The sequence below is a fragment of the Bilifractor sp. LCP21S3_A7 genome (assembly GCF_052118825.1).
GTDB lineage: Bacteria > Bacillota > Clostridia > Lachnospirales > Lachnospiraceae > Bilifractor.
Genome location: NZ_JBQKGL010000002.1, coordinates 301,384 through 324,655, shown reverse-complemented (window position 1 = coordinate 324,655; position 23,272 = coordinate 301,384). Strand labels below are relative to the sequence as shown.

Sequence of the window (23,272 nt, the reverse complement as noted above, 5' to 3'; positions counted from 1 at the left end):
ATATCCGCTGAATACTTTTTTCCGGACAACGCCGCGTGCGGATTCGGATCGGCACAGCTGAGGGGCAGTTGCCGGTCATAATCGGGCGGATTATTCTTCCGGAATTCAGATGATACAGGTAAATTAAGGTAAGGAGTATAAATAATGAGCAGCAGCAGAATTGAACAGATCATTGAGGAGATAGAAGAATATGTGGAGAACTGCCGGTATCAGCCGTTATCCACAACCAAGATCATTGTAAATAAAGAAGAGCTGGAAGAGCTCCTCCGCGAGCTTCGTCTGAAGACGCCGGATGAGATCAAACGATATCAGAAGATCATTGGCAACAAGGATGCAATTCTTGCGGACGCGCAGTCAAAGGCGGACAATATTATCGCAGAGGCAGAGAAGAAGGCCCAGGAGCTGACTTCGGAGACCGAAGTCATGCAGGCAGCCTATGCGCAGGCAAATGATACCGTCAATCAGGCGAATCAGCAGGCGCAGGATATTCTGGATTCCGCCCAGAATGACGCGAACAACATCCGCTCGAGCGCGATCACTTATACCGATCAGCTTCTCGGGAATATCTCCTCCATCCTCAGCAACGCGATGGCCGAGGTCGGAGAGAAGTACAACGATTTCTCCGGTTCCCTGCAGAGCTACTACGATCTTGTAAATCAGAACAGAAGTCAGCTTGCTCCGATGGAGGACAACAGTTCCACATCCGGCAATTCGGCAGATGCTGCTCAGGAGACCGGCGGCCAGACAGCATATGACGATTCCGACGACGTGGATGAGGATGATGACGCCGATTACGAGGATGAAGAGTAAATTTTGAACTTATCGCAGCTCATTCCGGAAAGGGATGGGCTGTTTTTTGTTATGAAGCAAGGTGCAGAATATGGATATCATCATGTGGCATAAGGTCCTCAGCCCCTATGTAATGGCTGTGGATGAACTGATTCTGAAATTTGATTCCCTGCGGAGAGAATTTCAGGAGCAAGGGCAGTACTGCCCGATCGAGCATGTGACCGGACGCGTCAAAAGCATTTCCAGCATACTCGACAAGATGGCAAAGAAAAATATCCCGCCGGAAAAAATGGAAGAGCAGATAGAAGACATTGCGGGCATACGCATCATCTGTCAGTTTACCGAGGATATCAGCAGAGTTGCCAGTCTCATCACCAGCCGGACCGATATCGAGCTGGTCGAAATCAAGGACTATATCCGCAACCAGAAGCAGAGCGGTTACCGCAGCTATCACATGGTTGTGCATTATGAAGTGAACACCATCAACGGGCCGAAGAAAATTCTGGTCGAGATCCAGATCCGGACCATGGCGATGGACTTCTGGGCTACGACGGAGCACTCTCTCCAGTACAAGTACAAAGGGCAGATCCCCGAGCGGGTCGGCAGCCGTCTGTCCAATGCCGCGGACGCCATCATTTCTCTGGACAGCGAGATGTCTTCCGTCCGCGATGAGATCATGGACGCCCAGCTTTCCTCCAAGCTCCGCTACAATCTCGTGGAAGATATCGTAAATACCATCGAGAGTCTCTACCGGATGACCTCGAAGCGCGAGGTGGAAAAAATTCAGGAAGAATTCTATCGGATCTATCAGTCCGGTGACGTGGAAGAACTGGTCCGCTACCATCATCAGCTGGATCTTATCGCTCAGGCCTATCACGCCCAGAAAAACCGCGTCGATGAAGGCATAAAAATCAGTGAAGAATAAAAGGAGACAGAGGTTTGAAAATCGAAAAGGGTCAGTACGGCTACATCCGACACGAAAAGTTTAAGAGAGTTCTGAGAACCGTTATCGCGTTTGCGATTGATTTCGCCATCTTTGCTTTTGGCCTGATCATGAACAGCGGCAGCCGCCGCAACATCTATTCGATTATCGCAGCGGTTGGCTGCGTTCCCGCGGCAATGTCAATGGTTGGAATGATCATGATGCTGATGAGAAAGCCGATGGATCAGGAACTCCATACGGATATCGAGACCCACGCCGGCTCTCTCCCCATGCTGTACGAACTGTACCTGACCACCCGCGACCAGAATCTCTTTATTGACGCGGCGGCCGTGTGCGGAGAGTATATCACCGCATATACCCATGAGAATGCTGCGCCCGGTGTTCTTCAGTTTATGGAAGGCCACATCCGGAAATCGGTTCTGCAGAGCGGATATAAGGTCACCGTCAAAATCTTTTCTAATCGAAAGAATTTCCTGGAGCGCATCGACCAGATGCGGGAAAAGCAGGCGGAATACCGCATGGACCGCGATGACGAGGTCGCAGCAATTCTCCGGCAGCTTGCCCTCTAATTGTTTTATTGCACTTAATTGTTTTTATTGTTTTGCATTGCTTTAATTATTTATTCGCTTTTATGGCTTTCAGCCGCTTTCAATAATATGTAGGAAGAAGAATGATTCAAATCACCATTGACACCGAAACTGCTTCCCAGCGTCTGGATAAATTTCTCAGAAGATATCTTCCGGAGGCGGGAAGCGGTTTTCTGTATAAACAGCTGCGCAAAAAAAATATTACACTTAACGGAACGAAAGCTACCGGAAAGGAACTTCTGCAGGAGGGAGACGAAATCCGAATCTTCTTTTCCGATGAAACGCTGCGTAAATTTTCCGCAAAAGAGTCTCTCCCGCAGAAGAACAAATCCGGAAAACCCGGGCCTTCCCTTGCCGCATCGGACATCCTCTTTGAGGACTCTCACGTGCTGATTCTGAACAAAAAGGCCGGGATTCTCTCGCAGAAGGCAGCCCCGGAGGACATCTCCCTGGTGGAAATGATCCAGTCATACCTGACCGAAAAAGGCGAGCTCACAGAAGAGAGTCTCCGCATCTTCCGTCCCTCTGTGGTCAACCGGATCGACCGCAATACAAGCGGAATTGTGCTTGCCGCAAAGACGCTCGCCGCCGCACGGGAGCTTTCCGAATGCCTGAGAGACCGGACCGTACACAAATACTATTATGCCCTGACAGAGGGCGAAATCCGGGAGCCCGCCCGCATCAGTGCATATCTCACGAAGGATCCCCGGACCAACCGGGTGACCGTTCATGACAGAGCATCCGTCCGAACATCTGCCGCAGACGCATTGCCTTCCCGAACATCTGCAGTATCCATACCAGACAACGATCAGATCTCTGATGCGAAGCTGACATTCGCGGCGGAAGGTGTGCAGAATCCCGGCGAATACATTGAGACGGAATACACTCCTGCAGAGCATTTCCGGATCACGGACCCGCACGGACAGCCCGTCTCCTTTACCTTGCTGAAGGTTAAACTGATCACCGGAAAGACCCACCAGATCCGGAGCCACCTTTCTTTTATTGGACATCCCATCATCGGTGATGTAAAATATGGTCTCAGAAACCGGAACGAAGATTTTCGCAAGAGCTTTGGCCTTCGAAGGCAGTTTCTCCACGCATCAGAGCTTGTTTTTCCCCCGATGAACGGCGTTCTCTCTGATCTCTCGGGAAGAACCTTTCAGGCCCCCCTGCCTGATGACCTCAGAACCACGCTGAAAAAGCTTGAAGCAGCCAACCGGCTGTAATCGCCGCATGATCATACCAAGTTGCGTGCTGCCCCGTTCATCGGACAGATAACGCTAACTGCTATTCAGCAGCACTGGCACACAGGCCTGCGCGCTGCCCTGTTCATCGGACAGATAACGCTAACCGCTATTCAGCAGCACTGGCACACAGACCTGCGCGCTGTCCTGTCTGCAGGGTTCCGGATCGCAAGTATGCGGCACTGGCGGCTGCAGAATATCATCAGTATAACTTTCAGGAAAGAAGAACACATGAGTAAAAAAGCCGATACCAATTCCACTGACACCCGTCCGGAAGAGACGGACGAGAAAACACCGGTAACCACACCGGACGACCGGAAGGAGAGTATCCGTAAGGATGTTTTCGACTACGTGAAAATCATTGCGATCGTTCTGATCGTTATGTTTGTCCTTCAGAAATTCATCATTGTCAATGCACGGATTCCATCCGCATCCATGGAACCGACGATCATGACCAACGACCAGATCTTTGGAAACCGCCTGGCCTACCTGAACAGCGATCCGAAGAGATATGACATCGTCATTTTCCGCTATCCTGATGACGAATCGCGTCTGTTCATCAAACGGGTCATCGGCCTTCCGGGCGAGACCGTCGACATCCGGAACGGTGACGTCTATATCAACGGAAGCAAGACTCCTCTGGATGACAGCTTCTGCGCAACGCCGGACTCCACCGACACCGGAAATCTGACGTTCCCGCTTACCGTTCCGGCAGACAGCTACTTCATGCTGGGCGACAACCGCATTTATTCCAAGGATTCCCGATACTGGGAAAATCCCTTTGTCAAAAAGGAAAAGATCCTTGGAAAGGCCTTCTTCCGCTACTGGCCGCTAAACAAGATCTCGGTGATCAACAGCAAAGAGGCGGACTATTATGATCCGACAGCAGATACTTCCAGTGCCTCGGTCTCTGGATTTTCCGGGGCAGCAACGACATCTGCGGGATTCCCGGCGCTGAATCCTGCTTCTGTATTCGGATTCTGAGGCGGCCTCACGATGGCGACCTGGAATTCAAGAGGGCTTCGCGGTTCCACCCTCGAAGACATGATTAACCGGACAAATGACCAGTACCGGGAACAGGGACTTGCGCTGATTCAGAAAATCCCGACCCCGATCACTCCGGTCAGAATGGACAAGGAGACCCGACGCATCACTCTGGCATATTTCGATCAGAAAAGCACCATTGATTACATCGGAGCAGTGCAGGGTATTCCCGTCTGCTTCGATGCCAAGGAATGCAAGACCGATACCTTTCCTCTGGCAAATATTCATCCGCATCAGATCCGTTTTATGTCCGATTTCGAGAAGCAGCAGGGGATATCCTTTCTCCTCATTTTTTATTCCTCACGGGATGAATATTATTATCTTCGCTATGAAGAACTGCTCCGGTTCTGGAATCGTATGGAAGCAGGCGGGCTGAAGCGTTTTCATTTTGATGAGCTTACGCCCGCTTTTTTTCTCCGGAGGAGAGCCGGCATTCTGGTGCCGTACCTGGACGGAATCTCCAGGGATCTCGCCCTTCGGGACGCGGATGCAGCAGGGGGAGCCGATTTCGACGCTGAATAAGCCCTCTGCCTGTCTTTCTCCGTCGTGCGCAGAGGGCAGGAGAGTGCCCGCAAAAGCGACGCACATGAACTCCCTCACAATTATTCCTTGTATTTAGCGTAGTAGTATGGTAGCATACTAAAGTGACGAATAAAAAACATCTGAAGAACAATCTTAACCGTTCAGACAAACAGGAGAACGCCATGAAAAAATTAATCCACACCCCCGAGGGTGTCCGTGACATATTCGGCCGTGAATGCGACCGGAAGAGATATCTGGAGAGACAGATCGAGAAGCTCTATCATTCCTACGGATATCAGTCGATCGAGACCCCGGGGTTTGAATTCTTCGACGTCTTTGCAAAGGAAGTCGGTACGACTCCCTCCCGCGATCTCTATAAATTCTTCGACCGCGACGGCAACACTCTGGTGCTGCGCTCGGATTTCACGCCTTCCGTTGCCCGCGCCGTTGCCATGTATTTCGGCGAAGAGGAGATGCCGCTCCGGCTGTGCTATCACGGAAGCATTTACCGCAACAATCATTCCTACCACGGAAGCCTGAATGAGAGCACGCAGATGGGTGTGGAATTTATGAACGATGACAGCGCCGAAGCCGACGCGGAGATCATTGCCCTTGTGGTATCCACCATGCGCAGGGCGGGGCTGGAGAATTTTCAGGTCAGCATGGGCCACGTGGATTATTTCAATGCCCTGGCGGAGGAAGCCGGCATGAGCGAGGATTCTCTGCAGGAGCTCAGAAACCTCCTTGCCGCGCAGAACCGCTTCGGCGCGGAGGAACTGATCGATCACCTGAACATCCGGCCGGATCTGAAAAAAGCTCTGGTTGAGATGCCCGGTCTCTTCGGCAGCGAGGAAGTCCTGGAACAGGCGAGAACACTGACCGGAAACCGAAGCTGCCGTGCCGCGGTCGACCGGCTGGAACGGATCTATCATTTCCTGAAGATGTACGGCTGTGAAAATTACGTTACCTTTGACTTCGGTCTGGTAACCGAATACCGGTATTACACAGGGATCATCTTCCAGGCGTATACATATGGCTCAGGTGACGCGCTGATCAAGGGAGGCCGGTACAATCGGCTTATTGAGCACTTCGGAAAGAAATGCGCTGCCGTCGGTTTTGCCACGGAGATTGACTCCCTTCTGAACGCCATAGAGCGGCAGAAGATCTCCCTTCCCGTAGAAGATATCAAGACAATGATTCTTTACCCGGCGGAGCTGGAGGAGATGGCCATTCATTATGCAGGTTCCCGGAGAGCCAATGGCCTCGATGTCGCCTGTGTAAGGTTTGAATACGGAAAGGTCCTGGACGATTACCGCAGATACGGTATGCGCAATCAGTTCGGCGGCATCATCTATTTCCGCTCGATGGATGAGGTCTACGCGATCAATCTCTCGAACGGCAGTACCGAAAGAATCTATCCCTTTGGCGGAAACGGAGGACAGGCACAATGAGATATCTTACCTTTGCGCTCACAAAAGGACGTCTGGCGGAACAGACCATGGCCACGCTTGAAAAGCTCGGCATCAGCTGCGATGAGATGAAGGACAAGAGCACCCGCAAGCTGATCTTCACCAACGAACAGTACGGTCTGCGTTTCTTCCTGGCAAAAGGCCCGGATGTCCCCACCTATGTCGAGTACGGCGCGGCCGATATCGGCATCGTCGGCAAGGACACCATAATGGAAGAGAACCGGAAGATCTATGAAGTTCTTGATCTTGGCTACGGGAAATGCAGGATGTGTGTCTGCGGCCCGGCATCCGCAAGAGAATACCTCGACCACAACCAGCTGATCCGCGTGGCAACGAAGTATCCGAACATCGCCAAGGACTATTTTTACAATAAAAAGAATCAGAACATGGAAATCATCAAGCTGAACGGATCCATCGAGCTGGCGCCCATCGTAGGGCTGTCTGAGGTGATCGTTGATATTGTTGAGACCGGAACCACCCTGAGAGAAAATGGTCTTCAGGTTCTCGAAGAGGTATGCCCGCTCTCCGCAAGAATGGTCGTGAACCCGGTCAGCATGAAAATGGACAACATGCGAATCACGGACCTGATCCGCAGAATCAAGGCAGTCCGCACGCAGGAACAGGCATAGTACACCGAATCAACACAGCCCGCGCGCAGGAACAGGCATGGTTCGCCCGATCAGCATGGTCCCCCTCAGGAGCACGCGTGATCCGGACTGCTGAAATCATCTGACAATGCAACTGAAATACAAGGCTGCGGCAGGCAGCATGAACACTGCAGGAGATAAGAAAATGAAAATCGTTGAACTCAGTGAAGAAAACAAAAAGGAAGTACAGAAAAACATCCTCCAGAGAAGTCCTTCCACCTTTGGAGCACAGGAAGCCACCGTCCGCTCCATCATCGAGGACATCAAGGCTCGCGGCGACGAGGCGGTTTTTGAATACACAAAAAAATTCGACCGCGCAGAGATCACCGGCAGCAATTTCCAGGTAACAGAGGAAGAAATCCGGGCCGCATACAAGGAGGTGCCCCCGGAACTCCTCGACGTTGTCCGCAAGGCACTCGTAAATATCCGTGCCTTCCACGAGAAGCAGAAGCAGAACAGCTGGATCACGACCACAGAAAAAGGAACCATTCTCGGGCAGAAAATCACGCCCATGCAGAGAGTCGGAGTCTATGTACCCGGCGGAAAAGCAGCATATCCTTCATCCGTACTGATGAACATCGTCCCCGCCAAGGTTGCGGGTGTCGAAGAGGTCATCATGACAACCCCCTGCAGTGCCCAGGGAAAAGTAAATCCTGTTGTCCTTGTTGCCGCCAATGAGGCTGGAGCTGACAGGATCTTCAAGGTGGGCGGAGCACAGGCGATTGCCGCGCTTGCCTTCGGCACGGAGAGCATCCCGAAAGTAGATAAAATCGTCGGTCCAGGCAATATTTTTGTCGCACTTGCAAAGAAAGCAGTATACGGCAATGTAAGCATCGATTCTGTCGCCGGTCCCTCCGAAATCCTGGTTCTCGCAGATGAGACCGCAAATCCCAGATACGTCGCCGCAGACCTTCTGTCCCAGGCGGAACACGATGAGATGGCCTCCGCCGTTCTCGTTACCACAAGTGAAGATCTCGCCCGGAAGGTCAGCGCTGAAGTTGACGGATTTCTCAAGATCCTGTCCAGACGTGAGATTATTCAGAAATCCTTAGACAATTTCGGACGGATTCTTGTGGCACGAAACAGACAGGAGGCAATCGACGCGGCAAATGAATTCGCACCGGAACATCTGGAAATCGTCATGAGAGACGCCTTCGAGGTTATGACAAAGATCCGCAACGCCGGCGCCATCTTTATTGGTGAATACAGCAGTGAACCGCTCGGCGACTATTTTGCCGGACCGAACCACATTCTCCCGACGAGCGGAACAGCCAGATTCTTCTCGCCTCTCAGTGTGGATGATTTTGTCAAGAAATCCAGCATCATCCATTATTCAAGAGAGGCCCTCAAGGAGATTCACAAGGATATTGAACAGTTTGCAAAATGTGAGCAGCTCACCGCACATGCAAATTCCATTGCGGTCCGCTTTGAAAATGACGAGGACTGAACCATGAGCAGAACAGCTACCGTAAAGCGCAATACAAAGGAGACGCAGATCACCGTCACCATCAACCTGGACGGCACCGGAAAAACAGACCTGGATACCGGCGTAGGTTTTTTCAACCATATGCTGGACGGCTTTGCCCGTCACGGTCTCTTCGATCTGACCATTCACGTAAAGGGCGATCTGAATGTTGACGATCATCACACCATCGAGGATACCGGCATTGTACTCGGCACTGCCATTCGGCAGGCTTGCGGAGACAAGAAGGGCATCCGCCGTTTCGGAAGCTGTATCCTTCCGATGGATGAAACCCTTGTGCTCACTGCCATCGATCTTTCCGGCCGTCCCTATTTCGTATATGACGCAGACTTCACCACGGACAGAATGGGAGACATGAGCACACAGATGGTCCGGGAATTCTTTTACGCGATTTCCTACTCTGCGGAAATGAATCTTCACATGAAGGTCATGTACGGCGAAAACGATCATCACAAGGCAGAGGCACTGTTCAAGTCCTTCGCAAAATCTCTCGATCAGGCCACCTCTCCGGATTCAAGAATCACAGACGTCCTGTCCACGAAGGGAAGCCTCTGATCCTCTGCCCGTAAACCGGAAGTTCGAATATCCGGCCCGGTTTTAAAATAAACCTCATACGATAAGTCGTGCCACATACTGTATAAGCTACGGATTGCTCCGTGCTTCGCACTCCTGCAATCCTACAGGTGACCGACTTCGTCGGTCTGTCGCGGCGTTCGCCCCACCGCTTCACACTTTGTGTGAGCGGATGTGGCTCACTGCCCGCGCATATCATGAATCCGCAAAATTTGGAAAGGACGCAGCTGATGATACAAAATCAGGAAGAAAAAGCAAAGACCAATACACAGAAGTGCAGCCTTGCCTGGAAGGACTTCAAACTCAATGAGAGCGGCCTTGTCCCCTGCATCGTGCAGGACTGCCGCACCGGAGAAGTTCTTATGCTCGCCTATATGAACGAGGAGTCCTTCCAGAAGACGCTGGAGAGCGGACGCATGACATACTGGAGTCGGAGCAGGCAGGAGCTGTGGATCAAAGGACTGACATCCGGACATTTCCAGTATGTTCAGTCCCTTACCCTGGACTGTGACAACGACACCCTTCTGGCAAAGGTAGAGCAGATAGGAGCTGCCTGCCACACCGGAAGCTATTCCTGCTTCTTCAAAGAGCTTTACCGCCGCGAGGAATCGTAGATCTTATTATCCATACTGTTTCCACCGCAGCGTGAAGACATGGAATGTGAACAGCTCTCATTCATCATATTTATCATTGTCTCGAATAGCAGGGATTATACAGCTATGCCCGGTTAACGGCGATGTAGATCTGACAATTCCAAAATCTTACCTTGCATATACCACATCGTTAAACTATAATAGTGGATACACACGGAAGATTTTGAAACACAAATTCTGACTGTATGTGAAGGGGGAAGCAGGTGCGAATCCTGCGCTGTCCCGCAACTGTGAGTATCGTTCTGATACAAGCCAGAGCACCCGCATACGGCACTGCAAATGACACGACGGATGGATGATTGCAGAACATAGCGATTGACTGTGCTTGTGTCCCACGCAGGTCGTTTCCCCTACCGGAAACGGCTTTTATTTTTGTCTAAGGAGAAATTTATAATGTCAGGAATATTATTTGGAATTGGAGTCGGACCCGGAGATCCGGAATTAATGACGCTGAAGGCTTGTCGTATCCTCCGCGAAAACGAGGTCATCGCTGCTCCCGGTGAATCTGTGAAGGATACTGTCGCGTATAAAATCGCGGTGCAGGCGGTCCCGGAAATCGCAGACAAAACGCTGATGCCGATCTTCATGCCGATGGTCATGAACAAGGCCGAACAAATTGAGAATCACAAAAAGGGTGCCCGTCAGATCGAAAAGGTTCTCGACGAGGGAAAAAATGTCGTCTTTATCACTCTCGGGGATCCCACGATTTACTCTACTTTCTCTTATGTACAGGAAATCGTAGAGGCGGACGGATATGAGACCGCCCTCGTCAGCGGAATCACCTCGTTCTGCGCCGCTGCCGCCACCCTGAACATACCGCTCACGGAGTGGACGGAGCAGCTTCACATCATTCCCGCGGTACATAAGCTGGATGTTCCCCTCGACCAGCCCGGCACCTACGTGCTGATGAAATCTGGCAGCCATATGGACGCCGTCAAGGAAAATCTCCGTGCCTCGGGCAAAAAGGTTGAGATGGTCGAGAACTGCGGCATGCCGGGGCAGAAGATCTACCGTTCTCTGGATGAGATTCCCGATGACGCGGGATATTTTTCACTGATCGTCGCAAAGGAAAAATGAAGAAGCTTCCATTAAAAAACAACCTGCGAAGGGTACTTCCCGTCCTCTTTCTGGTTCTGATGACCGCAGCCGCATCGTTCGGCCCCATATCTGTTTTCGCTGATCAGGAACACAGCGACGTGGCGGGAAGCGGAGAGACCGTTTCCACCAGGCCTGTCGGCCGATACGGAATGACACCGATCAGAGGAAGCGATGTCAATGATGGCACCTACGATATCGACGTCGATGTCAGCTCACAGTTTTTCCGGATTGACTCCTGCAAACTGACGGTCAAAGACGGCAAAATGACCGCAGCCATCCAGCTTGATACCTTTTCCTACTCGCTGATCTATAACGGAACCGGGAAAGAAGCCGCCAAAGCCGACGCCTCTGATTATATTGAAATCACTGAGGATAAAGAAGGCTATGCCTCCTTCACGATTCCGGTGGACGCGCTGGATAAGCAGATTTCCATTGCGTCCTTCAGCACACGGAAGAACAAATGGTACGACCGGACAATCCTGTTTGACGCGACCTCTCTTCCCGCATCGAGCCTTCACGTAACTTTGCCGGACTTCGATGCCATCGAGGACGGGCTGAAGGCAATCGGCTACGACACGGATAAGCTTGACGCAGCCAGCGATCTCGCTAAAGCCAAACGAGACACTTCTGAGACTGCCGGTTCTTCTTCAGAGAGCACTTCCACAGACAAAGAGCCTTCCGCAGATGTTCCCGCTGACACAGGCGAAAGCCTGTCCTCAGTCTCGGCTTCCTCTGCCGGATCCTCGTCGGACGCTCCCGCCGAAAGCGGGAATGCCGTAGCGGTTGACCGGAAAGACGGCGAGTATTCCATCGAGGTCAATATGACCGGCGGAAGCGGAAGAGCAAGCGTCACCTCGCCCACCCTTCTGATCATACGGAACGGAAAGGCATACGCTAAGCTTTACTGGAGCAGCACCTACTACGACTACATGATTGTTGACGGCGTCAAATACCAGAACAACACCAAAGACGGCGGAACCTCGACCTTTATCATTCCGATCACCTCCATGGACGCGCCCGTACCGGTGATTGCCGACACAACCGCCATGGGGGATCCTGTGGAAATCAGCTATCAGCTCACCTTCTATGCGGACACGATCGGAAGCAGGAATCTCGTTCCACAAATTGCGACGAGGCGGGTACTCATTGTCGCCCTGTTTATCATCCTGGCCGGCGCTGTCCTCAGCTTTCTCACCCGGAAGACAAGGTATCGCTGAGCCGTGCGAACGGGACGGAACCGTCGCTCTCAGCACCTAAAACAGTGTGATGCGACGCTCTCCGAGCCAAAGAGCATTACAAAGCGACATTCTCCGCACCAATAGCAATGTGAAACGGTACTCTCCGGACGATTTTTCAGCAGCCGGATAATCAGAAATATCGGATATACGAAATGATCGAATTACAAAATCTCACAAAAAAATTTGATGACTTCACTGCCGTGGACCATCTCAATCTGACGATAAATACCGGGGAATTTTTCGGTCTTCTCGGCTCCAACGGCGCCGGTAAGACAACGACCATCAGCATGATCTCGACGGTCCTTCTTCCTACCGAGGGAGAGGTTCTGATCGACGGCGGAAAGGTCACCCGCAAATCCTCGGCGCAGAAACGAAAGCTTTCCATCGTCACCCAGGAATACTCCATGCGTCAGGACATGACCATGGATGAGGTAATGGAATATCAGGGCCGGCTCTACTATATGCCCCGCAAGGTCATTCGCCGTAAAACCGACGAGCTGCTCGAATTCGCAGGTCTCATCGACTACCGCAGGCGCATAGTCCGGCATCTGTCCGGCGGCATGAAACGCAAGCTGATGATCTGCCGGGCGCTGATGACGGATCCCGGAATCATCCTTCTCGACGAACCCACCGCAGGCATGGACGCTTTTGCGAGACGGCAGATGTGGGAACTTCTGAGGAAGCTGCAGCGCCAGAACATCACAATTATCCTGACCACGCATTATATCGAGGAAGCAGAGGCGCTCTGCGACCGGGTTGCCTTTCTTCACAAAGGCAAACTGGACGTTGTTGACACTCCCTCAAATCTCATCCTTTCCCTTGGAAAATACGCTGTCGATGAAGCCACCGATGAGGGACAGAAGAGCCGGTTCTTCTCCGACAGAAGGGCAGCGATTGATTATCTGGATGGACTCGATCCGGACGCTACGGCATCTCTTCGCAGAACCACCCTTGAGGATGCTTTTGTGGAACGCATCGGGAACCGCATTCGCAGATGATCACAGCGGTGACGCAATGCCCTTCCGGCAAAACTGCAGGCGCAGTTCTCCTCTGTAAACCGTCTCCGCGGGCGTATGATCAGACAGACCGACCCGCTTCGCAGCAGGACGGACAGAAGGGAACGAATGAATTTCCTTATAACACCGACAACGATATCAAAGCGGGCGTACAAACAGACAGGAAAGAACGAATGGGAATAATTACCGTATTATGGGAAAAATGGGCGGAGTTCAAGCGGGATTTTTTCAAGATCACACTGGCATCCATGATCTCGCCCCTGATGTATCTGATTATTTTCGGCCTCGGCATACAGGCAACCTCGCACGGAGAGCCGTACCTCAACTACCTGATTCCCGGCATCGTAGCCATGTCCACCATGACCGGAAGCTTCAGCGCGGTGGCTCAGAACATGAGCGTTCAGCGGCTATATGAGAAAGCACTCGATCAGGTAATGATTTCGCCGACGCCCCTGTGGCAGTTCATCGCGGGACAGATTATCGGCGGCGCGCTCCGCGGGATGTACGCATCCTGCATCATCCTGCTTCTCACAATGTCGATCCGGACGGGACTCATCTTCAACTGGAAATCCTTCCTGATCATGTTCCTGAACGGCATGGTATTTTCCACGATGGCACTGGTTCTGTCCTTTCTGGCCAAAAGCTACTCGGACGCGCCGAGATACAACGCCTACATCATCGTTCCCATGTCGTTTCTGTGCAATACCTTCTTCTCGACGGATCAGATGCCTGCCGCTTTCCGGTATTTTGTGGGATTTCTCCCGCTGTCCCAGGCGAGCAACATGATCCGGAGTATTTCAGCCGGAATCGATCCGGGCTGGGGCGGGGTTGTCATTCTGCTGGTCTATCAGGCAGCCTTCACCCTGCTCTCCGTCCTGTTTATTTACAAAAAGAAAAACCTGTAAGGCGCCTCCGCCGGAAAGGAAATACAATGTCTGATAAAGCGATCCTTGTTGCAAGCTTCGGCACTCTCCAGGAAGACAGTCAGAGAAGATCGATCGGCGCTCTCGAGACAGAGGCCGCAGCTTTTTTCTCTGACAGAACTCTTTACCGCGCCTGGACAAGTGCCTTTATCCGGAAACGTCTGTTATCCTCCGGCCGCACGCCGGCAGCCAGCACAGAAGAGGCCATTGCACGGATGCTTCGCGATGGAATCCGGGATGTGCTCGTACTCCCCGCATTCGTATTCGAGGGAAAGGAGTATAGAGATCTCTGCGCCCGGTTCGCGGATATTCAGAAAGGGGAAAAAACGAAAGCCGGGAATTCCTCTGCATCCGCTAAGTTTGAAAAAGTCCGCATCGCCAGGCCACTTCTCAGCTCCGGTGCGGATCTGGACGACATCATCCGCTTTCTGACAGACAGCTTTCCCGGCCGCGAAGACGACGAAGCCGTCATCCTCATGGGGCACGGAACCACCTACGGACTCGGCGGAATCTATTCCACGCTTGATCGGGAACTTGAGAAGCGGGGGCTTCAAAACATCATGCTTGGCACCATCGATTCCCCGGAAATCGGATTTGATCATGTGCTCTCTGAACTGCAGACAGCTGCCAAAAACGGACGCCACATCCATCATCTCATCCTGATGCCATTTCTGATGACTGCGGGAAATCATGTGATCGTCGACATGGCCGGAAACCAGCCGGATTCCTGGAAGTCCCGGCTTGAAAGCGCCGGGTATGAGGTCACCTGTGTCCTGCAGGGTCTCGGCGAATCAGAGGCGATTCGCCGCCTGCTGATCCGGCATGCCCTTGGTAAGTAAGTGAGGTAAGTTATGATTCAGATGGTCGGAACGGACCATACACTGGCACCCGTCAATGTCAGGTCCTTTTTCTCCTTTACAAAAGAGGAGAGTATACAATTCATGACACAGATCCAGATAGATCTGAAAGCAAACGGCGTACTGCTTTTGTCCACATGCAACCGGATGGAGCTGTGGGTCAGCACGGACCGCGAAGAGCCGGACAACCTTCTCCATGAGATCTGCCTGTTCAAGGATGTGAACGAGGAGAGATACCGCGGCTATTTTCAGGGACGCACCGATGAGGAAGCTGTGGAGCATCTCTTTGCTCTCACCTGCGGATTAAAATCCGCTATCCTCGCGGAGGACCAGATTCTCACTCAGGTCAAATCCTCCCTCGCCTTTGCCCGGGAGAACTATTTTACCGACAGCGTCATCGAAGTTCTGTTCCGGATGGCCGTCACTGCCGCGAAGAAAGTCAAGACAAGCGTGACCTTCACCCATGCCGATTCCACTGCCATCGAGCAGGCCGTATCCATGCTGAAGGAACAGCGATTCAACTTCAAAGGCGCGAACTGTATGGTCATCGGAAATGGCGAATACGGAAAAATCGCCGCCAATACTCTTGTCAAAAACGGAGCCAATGTCACGGTAACGGTCCGCCAGTATCACCGCGGACATGTGGAAATCCCTTCAGGATGCAGCCGCATCAATTACGGCGACCGCATGCAGTATCTTCCGGAGTGCGACCTCGTAGTCAGCGCCACAACCAGTCCCCACCTCACCATTGAATATGATGATCTTCTGGGCATGCACCCGGACCACCCGATCATTCTGATCGATTTCGCGATCCCTCAGGACATCGATCCCCGCATTTCTCATCTGAAGAGCTTCACGCTCTACAATATTGATGACTTTCATTCGGATGCGGACCCCGAAAATGAAGCCAACCGGGCTGCGTATCGGCAGGCGCGGGAAATCCTTGCCGAAGAAGAAAACGAGTTCTGGTTCTGGATGAATGACCGCGATCTTGTGCCGAGGATTCACCGGATCAAGGATCAGGCGGTGGAGGACTACAACCTCCGGATGCGAAAGATCATCCGAAGGCTTCCCCTCACCGGAGATGAGCAGATGGTGCTTAACGGAGACATGGATCGTGCCGTCGGAAAAGTAATTGCCAAGCTGATCTTTGACCTTCAGGACCATCTGCCCGACCATGAATTCCGGGAATGTGTCGCAGGGATGGAGAAGGTTTTTGAAAAGGAGGATGAGAACTCATGAGCACCTCTCAGGGAAAACCATTTTTTCCGGTATTTCTTGATTTATCCGAAAAAAAAGTTGTCGTCGTCGGCGGTGGATCCATTGCGGAGCGCCGGATTCTTACCCTGTCCCGCTTTGTCGGCAGCATCACCGTGATAGCGCCGGAAGTCACCGATGCCATCAGCCGGATCACTTCCGATACGCAGCAGGCACCGGTCACCTGGATTGCGAAATCCTATGAACGCACCGATATTATGGATGCGGACCTTGTACTTGCCTGCACCGATGACCCTGATCTGAACAACGACATCTATGTCGCCTGCAAGTGTCTCGGAATCATGGTCAATGACTGCAGCGACAAGAACAAATGCGATTTTTACTTTCCAAGCGTTGTACAGAAGGACGGCATCGTCGTCGGCATCAACGCAGGAGGCACGGACCATCACCGTGTCAAGGCTGTCCGTCAGCGGGTAGAAGAGGTTCTGGAATGTAAGACCTCCCTCTATTCCGATGACACGGCTGACCGGTAAGTCCGTTCTTCCGCCACCGGCATGAGAACCGCCATGTCCGTTCTTCCGCCACCGGCATGAGAACCGCCATGTCCGTTCTTCCGCCACCGGCATGAGAACCGCCATGTCCGTTCTTTCGCCACCGGGACGAGAACCGGTAAGTTCGTTATTTGCCATCGGTACGAGGGCGGCGAGCAGGCGCATACTGCGCCGGCCATGTATATCCATCATATTCAAACATCTGATATATGTCATGAAAGAGCATCCAATTATGAAGAAACGAAAATTAATAATAGGAAGCCGTGAGAGTACTCTCGCGGTGGTACAGAGCAATCTCGTTATTCAATATCTGAACAAGGCTCATCCGGAGCTGGATACCGAACTTCTGACCATGAAGACGACCGGAGATAAAATCCTCGACCGCCGTCTCGACCAGATCGGCGGAAAGGGGCTCTTCGTCAAGGAGCTCGACAGGGCTCTCCTGGAACATCGGAGCGACTACTCGGTTCACAGCCTCAAGGATCTTCCCATGGAAGTACCGGATGAGCTTCCGGTCGTCGCTTATTCAAGGCGGGAAGACCCCAGGGATGTGCTCGTCCTTCCGAAAGGTCAGACAGAGCCGGATCTCACAAAACCGATCGGAACCTCCTCGCTCCGAAGAATCCTGCAGCTGAAAAAGCTGTTCCCGGGTGCCGTCTTCCAGAGCGTGCGCGGCAATCTTCAGACCCGCCTCCGAAAGCTCGACGACGGACAGTACGGCGCCATCGTACTCGCCGCCGCAGGCATGAAACGTCTCGGTATGCAGGACCGGATCAGCCGTTATTTTTCGGTCGATGAGGTGATTCCCTCTGCCGGCCAGGCCATACTGGCTGTACAGGGCAGAAGAGGAGAGGACTCCTCTGTATTTGACGATTTTGCAGACGAGAATTCCTTCTATGCCGCAACCTGCGAGCGGGCGTTCGTCCGTTATCTGAACGGAGGCTGTTCCTCGCCCATCGCTGCTCACGCCACTGTCTACGCGAACGAAGACGCTTTTCGGAAAGCCCTCGGGAACAAGGCGCCTGAGCTTTTTCACACCCCTGAAGCAGGCATGAATCCCGAAAAAGCCGCAAGCGGAAGTCAGAAACTGATCTACCTCCGCGGATTGTACTACAGCGAAGAGACCGGCAGGTATTCCACCGGTTTCGCTGCTGCGCGCGCCGGCGATTCAGCCGCTCTTGGCATCGCTCTCGCTCAGAAATTACAGGCAGAGATCTGAAAATATAACACCACGGACTTCAGGCGCAGATCCGCGAACATCACAGATCCAGGAAAATCGCAGATATGGAAAGACACAATCGCAAGAAAGGTACGGAATCAAGAAATGAAGAAAGGTAAAGTATGGCTCGTAGGAGCCGGTCCCGGAGATCAGGGCCTGTTCACAATCAAGGGAAAAGAAGTCCTTCAGAATGCAGATGTAGTGCTGTACGACAGCCTCGTGGGTCCCGGCGTGCTTGCCATGATTCCCGACACCGCGCGCACCATCAATGTCGGGAAAAGGTCCAGCCACCACACCATGCCTCAGTGGAAGATGAATGAGCTGATTCTGGAAGAAGCGCAGAAGGGAAACCGGGTGGTCCGCCTGAAGGGGGGAGATCCCTTCCTTTTCGGAAGAGGCGGAGAGGAACTGGAGCTCCTGGCAGAGAACGGCATCCCCTTTGAGGTCGTCCCCGGCATCACCTCGCCGATCGCGGTTCCCTCGTACAATGGCATTCCGGTCACGCACAGAGATTTCACCTCGTCCCTTCATATCATCACCGGACACAAAAAAGCCGGCGATGTCTATGACATCGATTTCCATGCCCTCGTTCAGACAAAGGGAACCCTCGTTTTTCTCATGGGAATCGCCTCCCTCAATGATATCTGCAAGGGACTTCTGGATGCCGGAATGGAACCGGACATGCCGGCAGCGGTTCTCCAGAAAGGCACCACGGCACGCCAGAAGAGAATCATCGCCACCGTCTCCACACTCCCGGATGAAGTAAAAAAGCAGGGTGTGGAGACACCGGCTATCATTGTGATCGGCAAGGTCTGCGCGCTGGCGGATACCTTCGAATGGTATGAGAAGCTTCCGCTGTCCGGCTTCCGGGTTCTTGTGACGCGTCCAAGAGGTCTCTCCTCCGAGATGGCCGCAAAGCTCAGAGCGCAGGGTGCTGACGTCCTTGAGGTTCCGTCCATCGCGACCGTTCCGATTGAAAACAATCTGAAGCTGATCCACGCCATCCAGAACCTTCGGGACTATCAATGGATCGCCTTTACCAGTCCCAGCGGCGTTAAAATCTTCTTCGATCAGATGCGCACCTCAGAAGTAGACATCCGGAATCTCGCCGGTTTAAAAATCGCCTCCATCGGAAAGGGCACGGCTAATGAGCTCGGAAAATACGGACTGATCCCCGACCTGATACCTCCGCGCTATGACGGGGAAGCTCTCGGAGAATGGATCGCCCGCAAGGCAGATCCGGATGACCGGATTCTGCTGCCGAGGGCGGAAATCGGCAGCAAGGCAATCCTTGAAAAACTGAAGGACTTTGCTGTCGACGACATTCCCACCTATCACACCGTACCCCTTAAGTCCGAAGCCGTAAACGAAACAGAGCTCTTCGAACATGGTGAGATCGACTGTGCCGCCTTCACCAGCTCCTCCGGCGTCAAGGCGTTCCTCGCCGCAAATCCCGACCTCGACATGAGCCTTGTAAAAGCCGCCTGCATCGGAAGGCAGACACAGGCTGCCGCTGACGCCGCCGGGATGGAGACCTTCTGCGCTGATAAAGCGACCATTGACAGCCTTCTGGAACTGATCATCCGGATACACGATCACTACAGACAGAACGGCTGACGCTCCGGCAAAGGACAGCCTCTGGATATCCATAGTGAAAGCCGCACTCACCTGCAGGCACAACAACTAACGAACAAATTCGACTATCCGCAGTGAAAGATGTTCACACCTGCAGGCACAACGGCTGACACTCCGGCATAAGGGCCCATGTCCACAGAATTCTCTGACACACTGGCAACCGCTTCAGAAGCGTGCTATGATACGATTGAATAAACAAGAAAAGAGGCAATTGCAATGGAAATGATAAAAAGACCGCGCCGTCTGCGCGAAAATTCAGTCATCCGCAAAATGGTGCGTGAAACCAGACTTGACAAGTCCTCTCTGGTATATCCGATTTTTGTCATGGAAGGAGAGGGTATCACAGAAGAAATTCCTTCCATGCCCGGCCAGTACCGCTACAGCATCGACACCTTTATTGTGAAGCTGAAAGAGCTCCTCGCTCATGGTGTCTCCTCCGTCATGATCTTCGGCATTCCCGATCAGAAGGACGAAATTGGCTCCGGAGCCTATGACAGCAACGGAATTGTCCAGAGAGCCCTCCGAGCAGCGAAGAAGGCTGTACCGGATATGTATTATATCACGGACGTCTGCATGTGCGAGTACACCTCGCACGGCCACTGCGGCGTCCTGAACGGAAACGACGTGGACAATGATCCAACGCTTGAACTTCTCGCAAAAACCGCTCTTTCTCACGCGGAAGCAGGTGCGGACATGGTTGCACCATCTGACATGATGGATGGACGGGTACTGGCTATCCGCAGAAAGCTGGATGAAAACGGCTATTCCAGAGTACCGATCATGTCCTATGCGGTAAAATACGCTTCCGCCTTCTACGGTCCCTTCCGTGACGCCGCGGATTCCGCGCCGAAATTCGGAGACCGCAAGACCTATCAGATGGACTTCCACAACGTACGCGAGGGCATCAAGGAGGCTCTCACCGATGTGGAAGAGGGTGCGGACATCGTCATGGTGAAACCGGCTATGTCGTTCCTCGATGTCCTGACGAAAGTACACGACGTCGTAAATGTTCCGGTTGCCTGTTACAGTGTCAGCGGCGAATATGCCATGGTCAAGGCAGCTGCACAGAACGGATGGATCGATGAAGACCGCATCGTCGGCGAAATGGCCGTATCCGCCTTCCGCGCCGGCGCACAGATCTACATCACCTATTATGCGGAACGGATCGCCCGTCTCATCGACGAAGGCGTCATCGGCTGATCCGCTGAATGATCGATAACCTTCTGCATGGCACCGGAAGAAGGCGTCCGCAGATTTATCAACAAGAAAGGATGAATCATCATGGCAGAACAAAAGAAGAACCGCTCCGAAGTTCTGATGGAGCGGGCACAGAAAGTGATTCCCGGAGGCGTAAACTCTCCGGTACGCTCCTGGCAGAATGTCGGGATGACCCCCAGATTTATCCAGGGTTCCACCGGCCCGTATATTTTTGATGTGGATGGCAACAAATATATCGACTACATCTGCTCCTGGGGTCCGATGATCCTCGGGCACAACAACAGCGAAGTCCTTGACGCGGTCGTCCGCACCGCGGAGAACGGCCTCAGTTTTGGCACCCCGACGGAGCTTGAGGTGGAAATCGCGGAATATATCTGTGAGCGGATTCCTCACGTTGACATGATCCGCATGGTGAACTCCGGCACAGAGGCTGTCATGAGCGCCATCCGCCTTGCCAGAGGGTACACCGGCAAAAACAAGGTCATCAAATTCGCCGGCAACTACCACGGTCACAGTGACTGTCTTCTCGTGGACGCCGGTTCCGGACTGATGACACAGGGTATCCCCGGCAGCGCCGGTGTTCCGGAAGGCTGCACGCAGGACACCCTCAGTGCGGTCTACAATGATATTGCGAGTGTTGAAGAGCTTTTCAAGGCAAACAAAGATGAGATCGCCTGTGTCATCGTCGAGCCTGTCGCCGCAAATATGGGCGTTGTTCCTCCGCAGCCGGGCTTTCTGCAGGGGCTCCGCGAGCTCTGCACCAAATACCATGCACTCCTGATCTTCGATGAGGTAATCACCGGATTCCGACTCGCGTTCGGCGGAGCAGCAGAATTGTTTGGAATCACCCCCGACCTCGTGACCTACGGCAAAATCATCGGAGGCGGTATGCCGGTAGGTGCATACGGCGGCAGAAGAGACATCATGAAAATGGTTGCCCCGCTCGGTCCGGTATACCAGGCAGGCACTCTTTCAGGCAACCCGGTAGCAATGGCGGCGGGACTTGCCCAGCTGAAGATTCTCTACGAAAACCGCGGGGATTATGCCGTTCTCTCCGCCAACGCAGACAAACTGTATGAAGGAATGAAGGAAATCATCCGCCGCTATGAGCTTCCGGCGACCGTAAACCATATCGGCTCACTGGGTTCTGTCTTCTTCACCGATGCGGAGGTTACCAATTATTCCATCGCCAAAACAGCAGATACCGGGGAATTCGCCCGTTACTTCCGCTTCATGCTGGAGCATGACATCAACGTGGCTCCATCTCAGTTCGAAGCTATGTTCCTCTCCCTGGCTCATACCGATGATATCATCCAGTATACACTGGACACCTTCGAGGCTTACGCGAAAACACGCCGGGACGAGATCGAAAGCGATCTGTAAAATCCGGCAGCTGCATCAAAAAGAAATGCTCGCGCATCCGGCTGCGCCGATCATGTATGATCTGCGGTTTTTTCGCATACCGCATACGCGCAGCCGCTGCCCCGCCGCAACGCGGATTCACTACTACAACGATCAGAAAGTAAACAAACCAATTATATTACAAGATGGTGTCCCGTAAATTCCAACTTGAAACATCAATTGGTCCTGGCTGACAAAGAGCCCTCTGCCACAATTCAGGAGGAAGATATATGCACGTAGAAATATACACTGACGGTGCCGCTCGCGGAAATCCTGATGGTCCTGGCGGATACGGATGCGTTCTGCAGTACGTCGACAGTCAGGGACAGCTTCACGAGAGGGAGCTCTCCCGCGGCTACAAAAAAACAACCAACAACCGGATGGAGCTGATGGCAGCAATCGCAGGACTTGAGGCCCTCACGCGTCCCTGCGACGTAACCCTTCATTCCGATTCCCAGTATCTTGTCAATGCCTTCAATCAGCACTGGATCGACTCCTGGATCCGCAAGGGATGGAAGAGAGGAAAGAATGAACCGGTCAAGAACATCGATCTCTGGAAGCGGCTACTCGAAGCCAAAAAGCCGCACAATGTAACCTTCGTCTGGGTCAGAGGCCATGACGGCAACGAACTGAACGAGCGCTGTGACAGACTGGCAACAGGAGCGGCAGACGGCGATGATCTCTCCGTCGATCCCGGAACGAGATAAAACACGCTGCGCGAGTTTTATCTCGCTATCGCGACGCTCGCCGCACACGAATACTTCGCATTCGGCTGCGGCTCACTGTTCGCGTAAATCAGTTAACCCGGTCCGACCGTCCCGCGGATCGGGTGCCCTCTCCTCTCGAAAAAACCCACTGCACGTCTTCCAATCTTATTTTTTCCCTTTCTGCATAATCCCCTCGAAAATCCTGACGAAAAATGCCAATCAACGGCTGATCGGCGG

Annotated in this window: 22 protein-coding genes, 1 pseudogene and 1 riboswitch; all 23 genes and pseudogenes read left to right on the top strand. The window is 52.8% G+C overall.

Going from position 1 to position 23,272, the window contains the following annotated elements:
- Nucleotides 1-144: 144 nt before the first annotated feature.
- The 23 genes and pseudogenes from ACTQ1O_RS03150 to rnhA all read left to right on the top strand — a co-directional run bounded on the left by ACTQ1O_RS03150 (nucleotide 145) and on the right by rnhA (nucleotide 23,035).
- Nucleotides 145-810: an ATPase gene (locus tag ACTQ1O_RS03150; RefSeq protein WP_441486058.1), complete on the top strand. Its 666-nt coding sequence runs from the start codon at nucleotides 145-147 to the stop codon at nucleotides 808-810.
- A 70-nt stretch (nucleotides 811-880) separates the two neighbouring features.
- Complete coding sequence (locus ACTQ1O_RS03145; protein WP_441486057.1) at nucleotides 881-1,714, top strand: GTP pyrophosphokinase; 834 nt, start codon at nucleotides 881-883, stop codon at nucleotides 1,712-1,714.
- Between the two features lie 14 nt (nucleotides 1,715-1,728).
- Nucleotides 1,729-2,301, top strand: coding sequence for a hypothetical protein (locus tag ACTQ1O_RS03140; protein ID WP_441486056.1), 573 nt, complete (start codon nucleotides 1,729-1,731; stop codon nucleotides 2,299-2,301).
- A gap of 101 nt (nucleotides 2,302-2,402) precedes the next feature.
- Nucleotides 2,403-3,545 (top strand): RluA family pseudouridine synthase, encoded by a 1,143-nt coding sequence (locus ACTQ1O_RS03135; RefSeq protein ID WP_441486055.1) that lies wholly within the window; start codon nucleotides 2,403-2,405, stop codon nucleotides 3,543-3,545.
- Between the two features lie 249 nt (nucleotides 3,546-3,794).
- Entirely contained in the window at nucleotides 3,795-4,547 is a 753-nt protein-coding gene (lepB, locus tag ACTQ1O_RS03130) for a signal peptidase I (protein ID WP_441486054.1), read from the top strand.
- 12 nt (nucleotides 4,548-4,559) lie between these two features.
- Nucleotides 4,560-5,129, top strand: coding sequence for a Holliday junction resolvase RecU (locus ACTQ1O_RS03125; protein ID WP_441486053.1), 570 nt, complete (start codon nucleotides 4,560-4,562; stop codon nucleotides 5,127-5,129).
- A 182-nt stretch (nucleotides 5,130-5,311) separates the two neighbouring features.
- The gene (gene hisZ / locus ACTQ1O_RS03120) at nucleotides 5,312-6,580 is read left to right on the top strand and encodes an ATP phosphoribosyltransferase regulatory subunit (protein WP_441475141.1); all 1,269 of its coding nucleotides are present in this window, start codon (nucleotides 5,312-5,314) and stop codon (nucleotides 6,578-6,580) included.
- Nucleotides 6,577-7,227, top strand: coding sequence for an ATP phosphoribosyltransferase (gene hisG, locus ACTQ1O_RS03115; RefSeq protein WP_441486052.1), 651 nt, complete (start codon nucleotides 6,577-6,579; stop codon nucleotides 7,225-7,227). The genes hisZ and hisG overlap by 4 nt, the downstream gene beginning before the upstream one ends.
- Nucleotides 7,228-7,390: 163 nt before the next feature.
- Nucleotides 7,391-8,692, top strand: a complete 1,302-nt coding sequence (gene hisD / locus ACTQ1O_RS03110; protein WP_441486051.1) for a histidinol dehydrogenase — start codon at nucleotides 7,391-7,393, stop codon at nucleotides 8,690-8,692.
- Between the two features lie 3 nt (nucleotides 8,693-8,695).
- A complete protein-coding gene (hisB, locus tag ACTQ1O_RS03105; protein WP_441475144.1) occupies nucleotides 8,696-9,283 on the top strand; it encodes an imidazoleglycerol-phosphate dehydratase HisB in 588 nt (195 codons plus the stop codon).
- A gap of 278 nt (nucleotides 9,284-9,561) precedes the next feature.
- Nucleotides 9,562-9,906: pseudogene (hisI, locus tag ACTQ1O_RS03100) on the top strand (phosphoribosyl-AMP cyclohydrolase); the annotation flags it as partial.
- A 212-nt stretch (nucleotides 9,907-10,118) separates the two neighbouring features.
- Nucleotides 10,119-10,237, top strand: a riboswitch (cobalamin riboswitch).
- Between the two features lie 110 nt (nucleotides 10,238-10,347).
- Entirely contained in the window at nucleotides 10,348-11,031 is a 684-nt protein-coding gene (cobI, locus tag ACTQ1O_RS03095) for a precorrin-2 C(20)-methyltransferase (protein WP_441100330.1), read from the top strand.
- Nucleotides 11,028-12,269, top strand: a complete 1,242-nt coding sequence (locus tag ACTQ1O_RS03090) for a hypothetical protein (RefSeq protein WP_441486050.1) — start codon at nucleotides 11,028-11,030, stop codon at nucleotides 12,267-12,269. Before cobI ends, ACTQ1O_RS03090 begins: the two co-directional genes overlap by 4 nt.
- A gap of 173 nt (nucleotides 12,270-12,442) precedes the next feature.
- Nucleotides 12,443-13,288 (top strand): ABC transporter ATP-binding protein, encoded by an 846-nt coding sequence (locus ACTQ1O_RS03085; RefSeq protein ID WP_441486049.1) that lies wholly within the window; start codon nucleotides 12,443-12,445, stop codon nucleotides 13,286-13,288.
- A gap of 191 nt (nucleotides 13,289-13,479) precedes the next feature.
- Nucleotides 13,480-14,211, top strand: coding sequence for an ABC transporter permease (locus tag ACTQ1O_RS03080; protein ID WP_441486048.1), 732 nt, complete (start codon nucleotides 13,480-13,482; stop codon nucleotides 14,209-14,211).
- A gap of 26 nt (nucleotides 14,212-14,237) precedes the next feature.
- Entirely contained in the window at nucleotides 14,238-15,068 is an 831-nt protein-coding gene (locus ACTQ1O_RS03075; protein ID WP_441486047.1) for a sirohydrochlorin cobaltochelatase, read from the top strand.
- Between the two features lie 12 nt (nucleotides 15,069-15,080).
- Nucleotides 15,081-16,328: a glutamyl-tRNA reductase gene (gene hemA / locus ACTQ1O_RS03070; protein ID WP_441486046.1), complete on the top strand. Its 1,248-nt coding sequence runs from the start codon at nucleotides 15,081-15,083 to the stop codon at nucleotides 16,326-16,328.
- Nucleotides 16,325-16,837: a precorrin-2 dehydrogenase/sirohydrochlorin ferrochelatase family protein gene (locus ACTQ1O_RS03065; RefSeq protein WP_441486045.1), complete on the top strand. Its 513-nt coding sequence runs from the start codon at nucleotides 16,325-16,327 to the stop codon at nucleotides 16,835-16,837. Before hemA ends, ACTQ1O_RS03065 begins: the two co-directional genes overlap by 4 nt.
- 250 nt (nucleotides 16,838-17,087) lie before the next feature.
- Complete coding sequence (hemC, locus tag ACTQ1O_RS03060; protein WP_441486044.1) at nucleotides 17,088-18,074, top strand: hydroxymethylbilane synthase; 987 nt, start codon at nucleotides 17,088-17,090, stop codon at nucleotides 18,072-18,074.
- A gap of 105 nt (nucleotides 18,075-18,179) precedes the next feature.
- Complete coding sequence (gene cobA / locus ACTQ1O_RS03055; protein ID WP_441486043.1) at nucleotides 18,180-19,691, top strand: uroporphyrinogen-III C-methyltransferase; 1,512 nt, start codon at nucleotides 18,180-18,182, stop codon at nucleotides 19,689-19,691.
- A gap of 234 nt (nucleotides 19,692-19,925) precedes the next feature.
- Nucleotides 19,926-20,909: a porphobilinogen synthase gene (hemB, locus tag ACTQ1O_RS03050; protein ID WP_441486042.1), complete on the top strand. Its 984-nt coding sequence runs from the start codon at nucleotides 19,926-19,928 to the stop codon at nucleotides 20,907-20,909.
- An 81-nt stretch (nucleotides 20,910-20,990) separates the two neighbouring features.
- Nucleotides 20,991-22,310: a glutamate-1-semialdehyde 2,1-aminomutase gene (gene hemL, locus ACTQ1O_RS03045; protein ID WP_441486041.1), complete on the top strand. Its 1,320-nt coding sequence runs from the start codon at nucleotides 20,991-20,993 to the stop codon at nucleotides 22,308-22,310.
- Nucleotides 22,311-22,558: 248 nt separating this feature from the next.
- Nucleotides 22,559-23,035, top strand: a complete 477-nt coding sequence (gene rnhA / locus ACTQ1O_RS03040) for a ribonuclease HI (RefSeq protein WP_441486040.1) — start codon at nucleotides 22,559-22,561, stop codon at nucleotides 23,033-23,035.
- Nucleotides 23,036-23,272 lie beyond the last annotated feature (237 nt).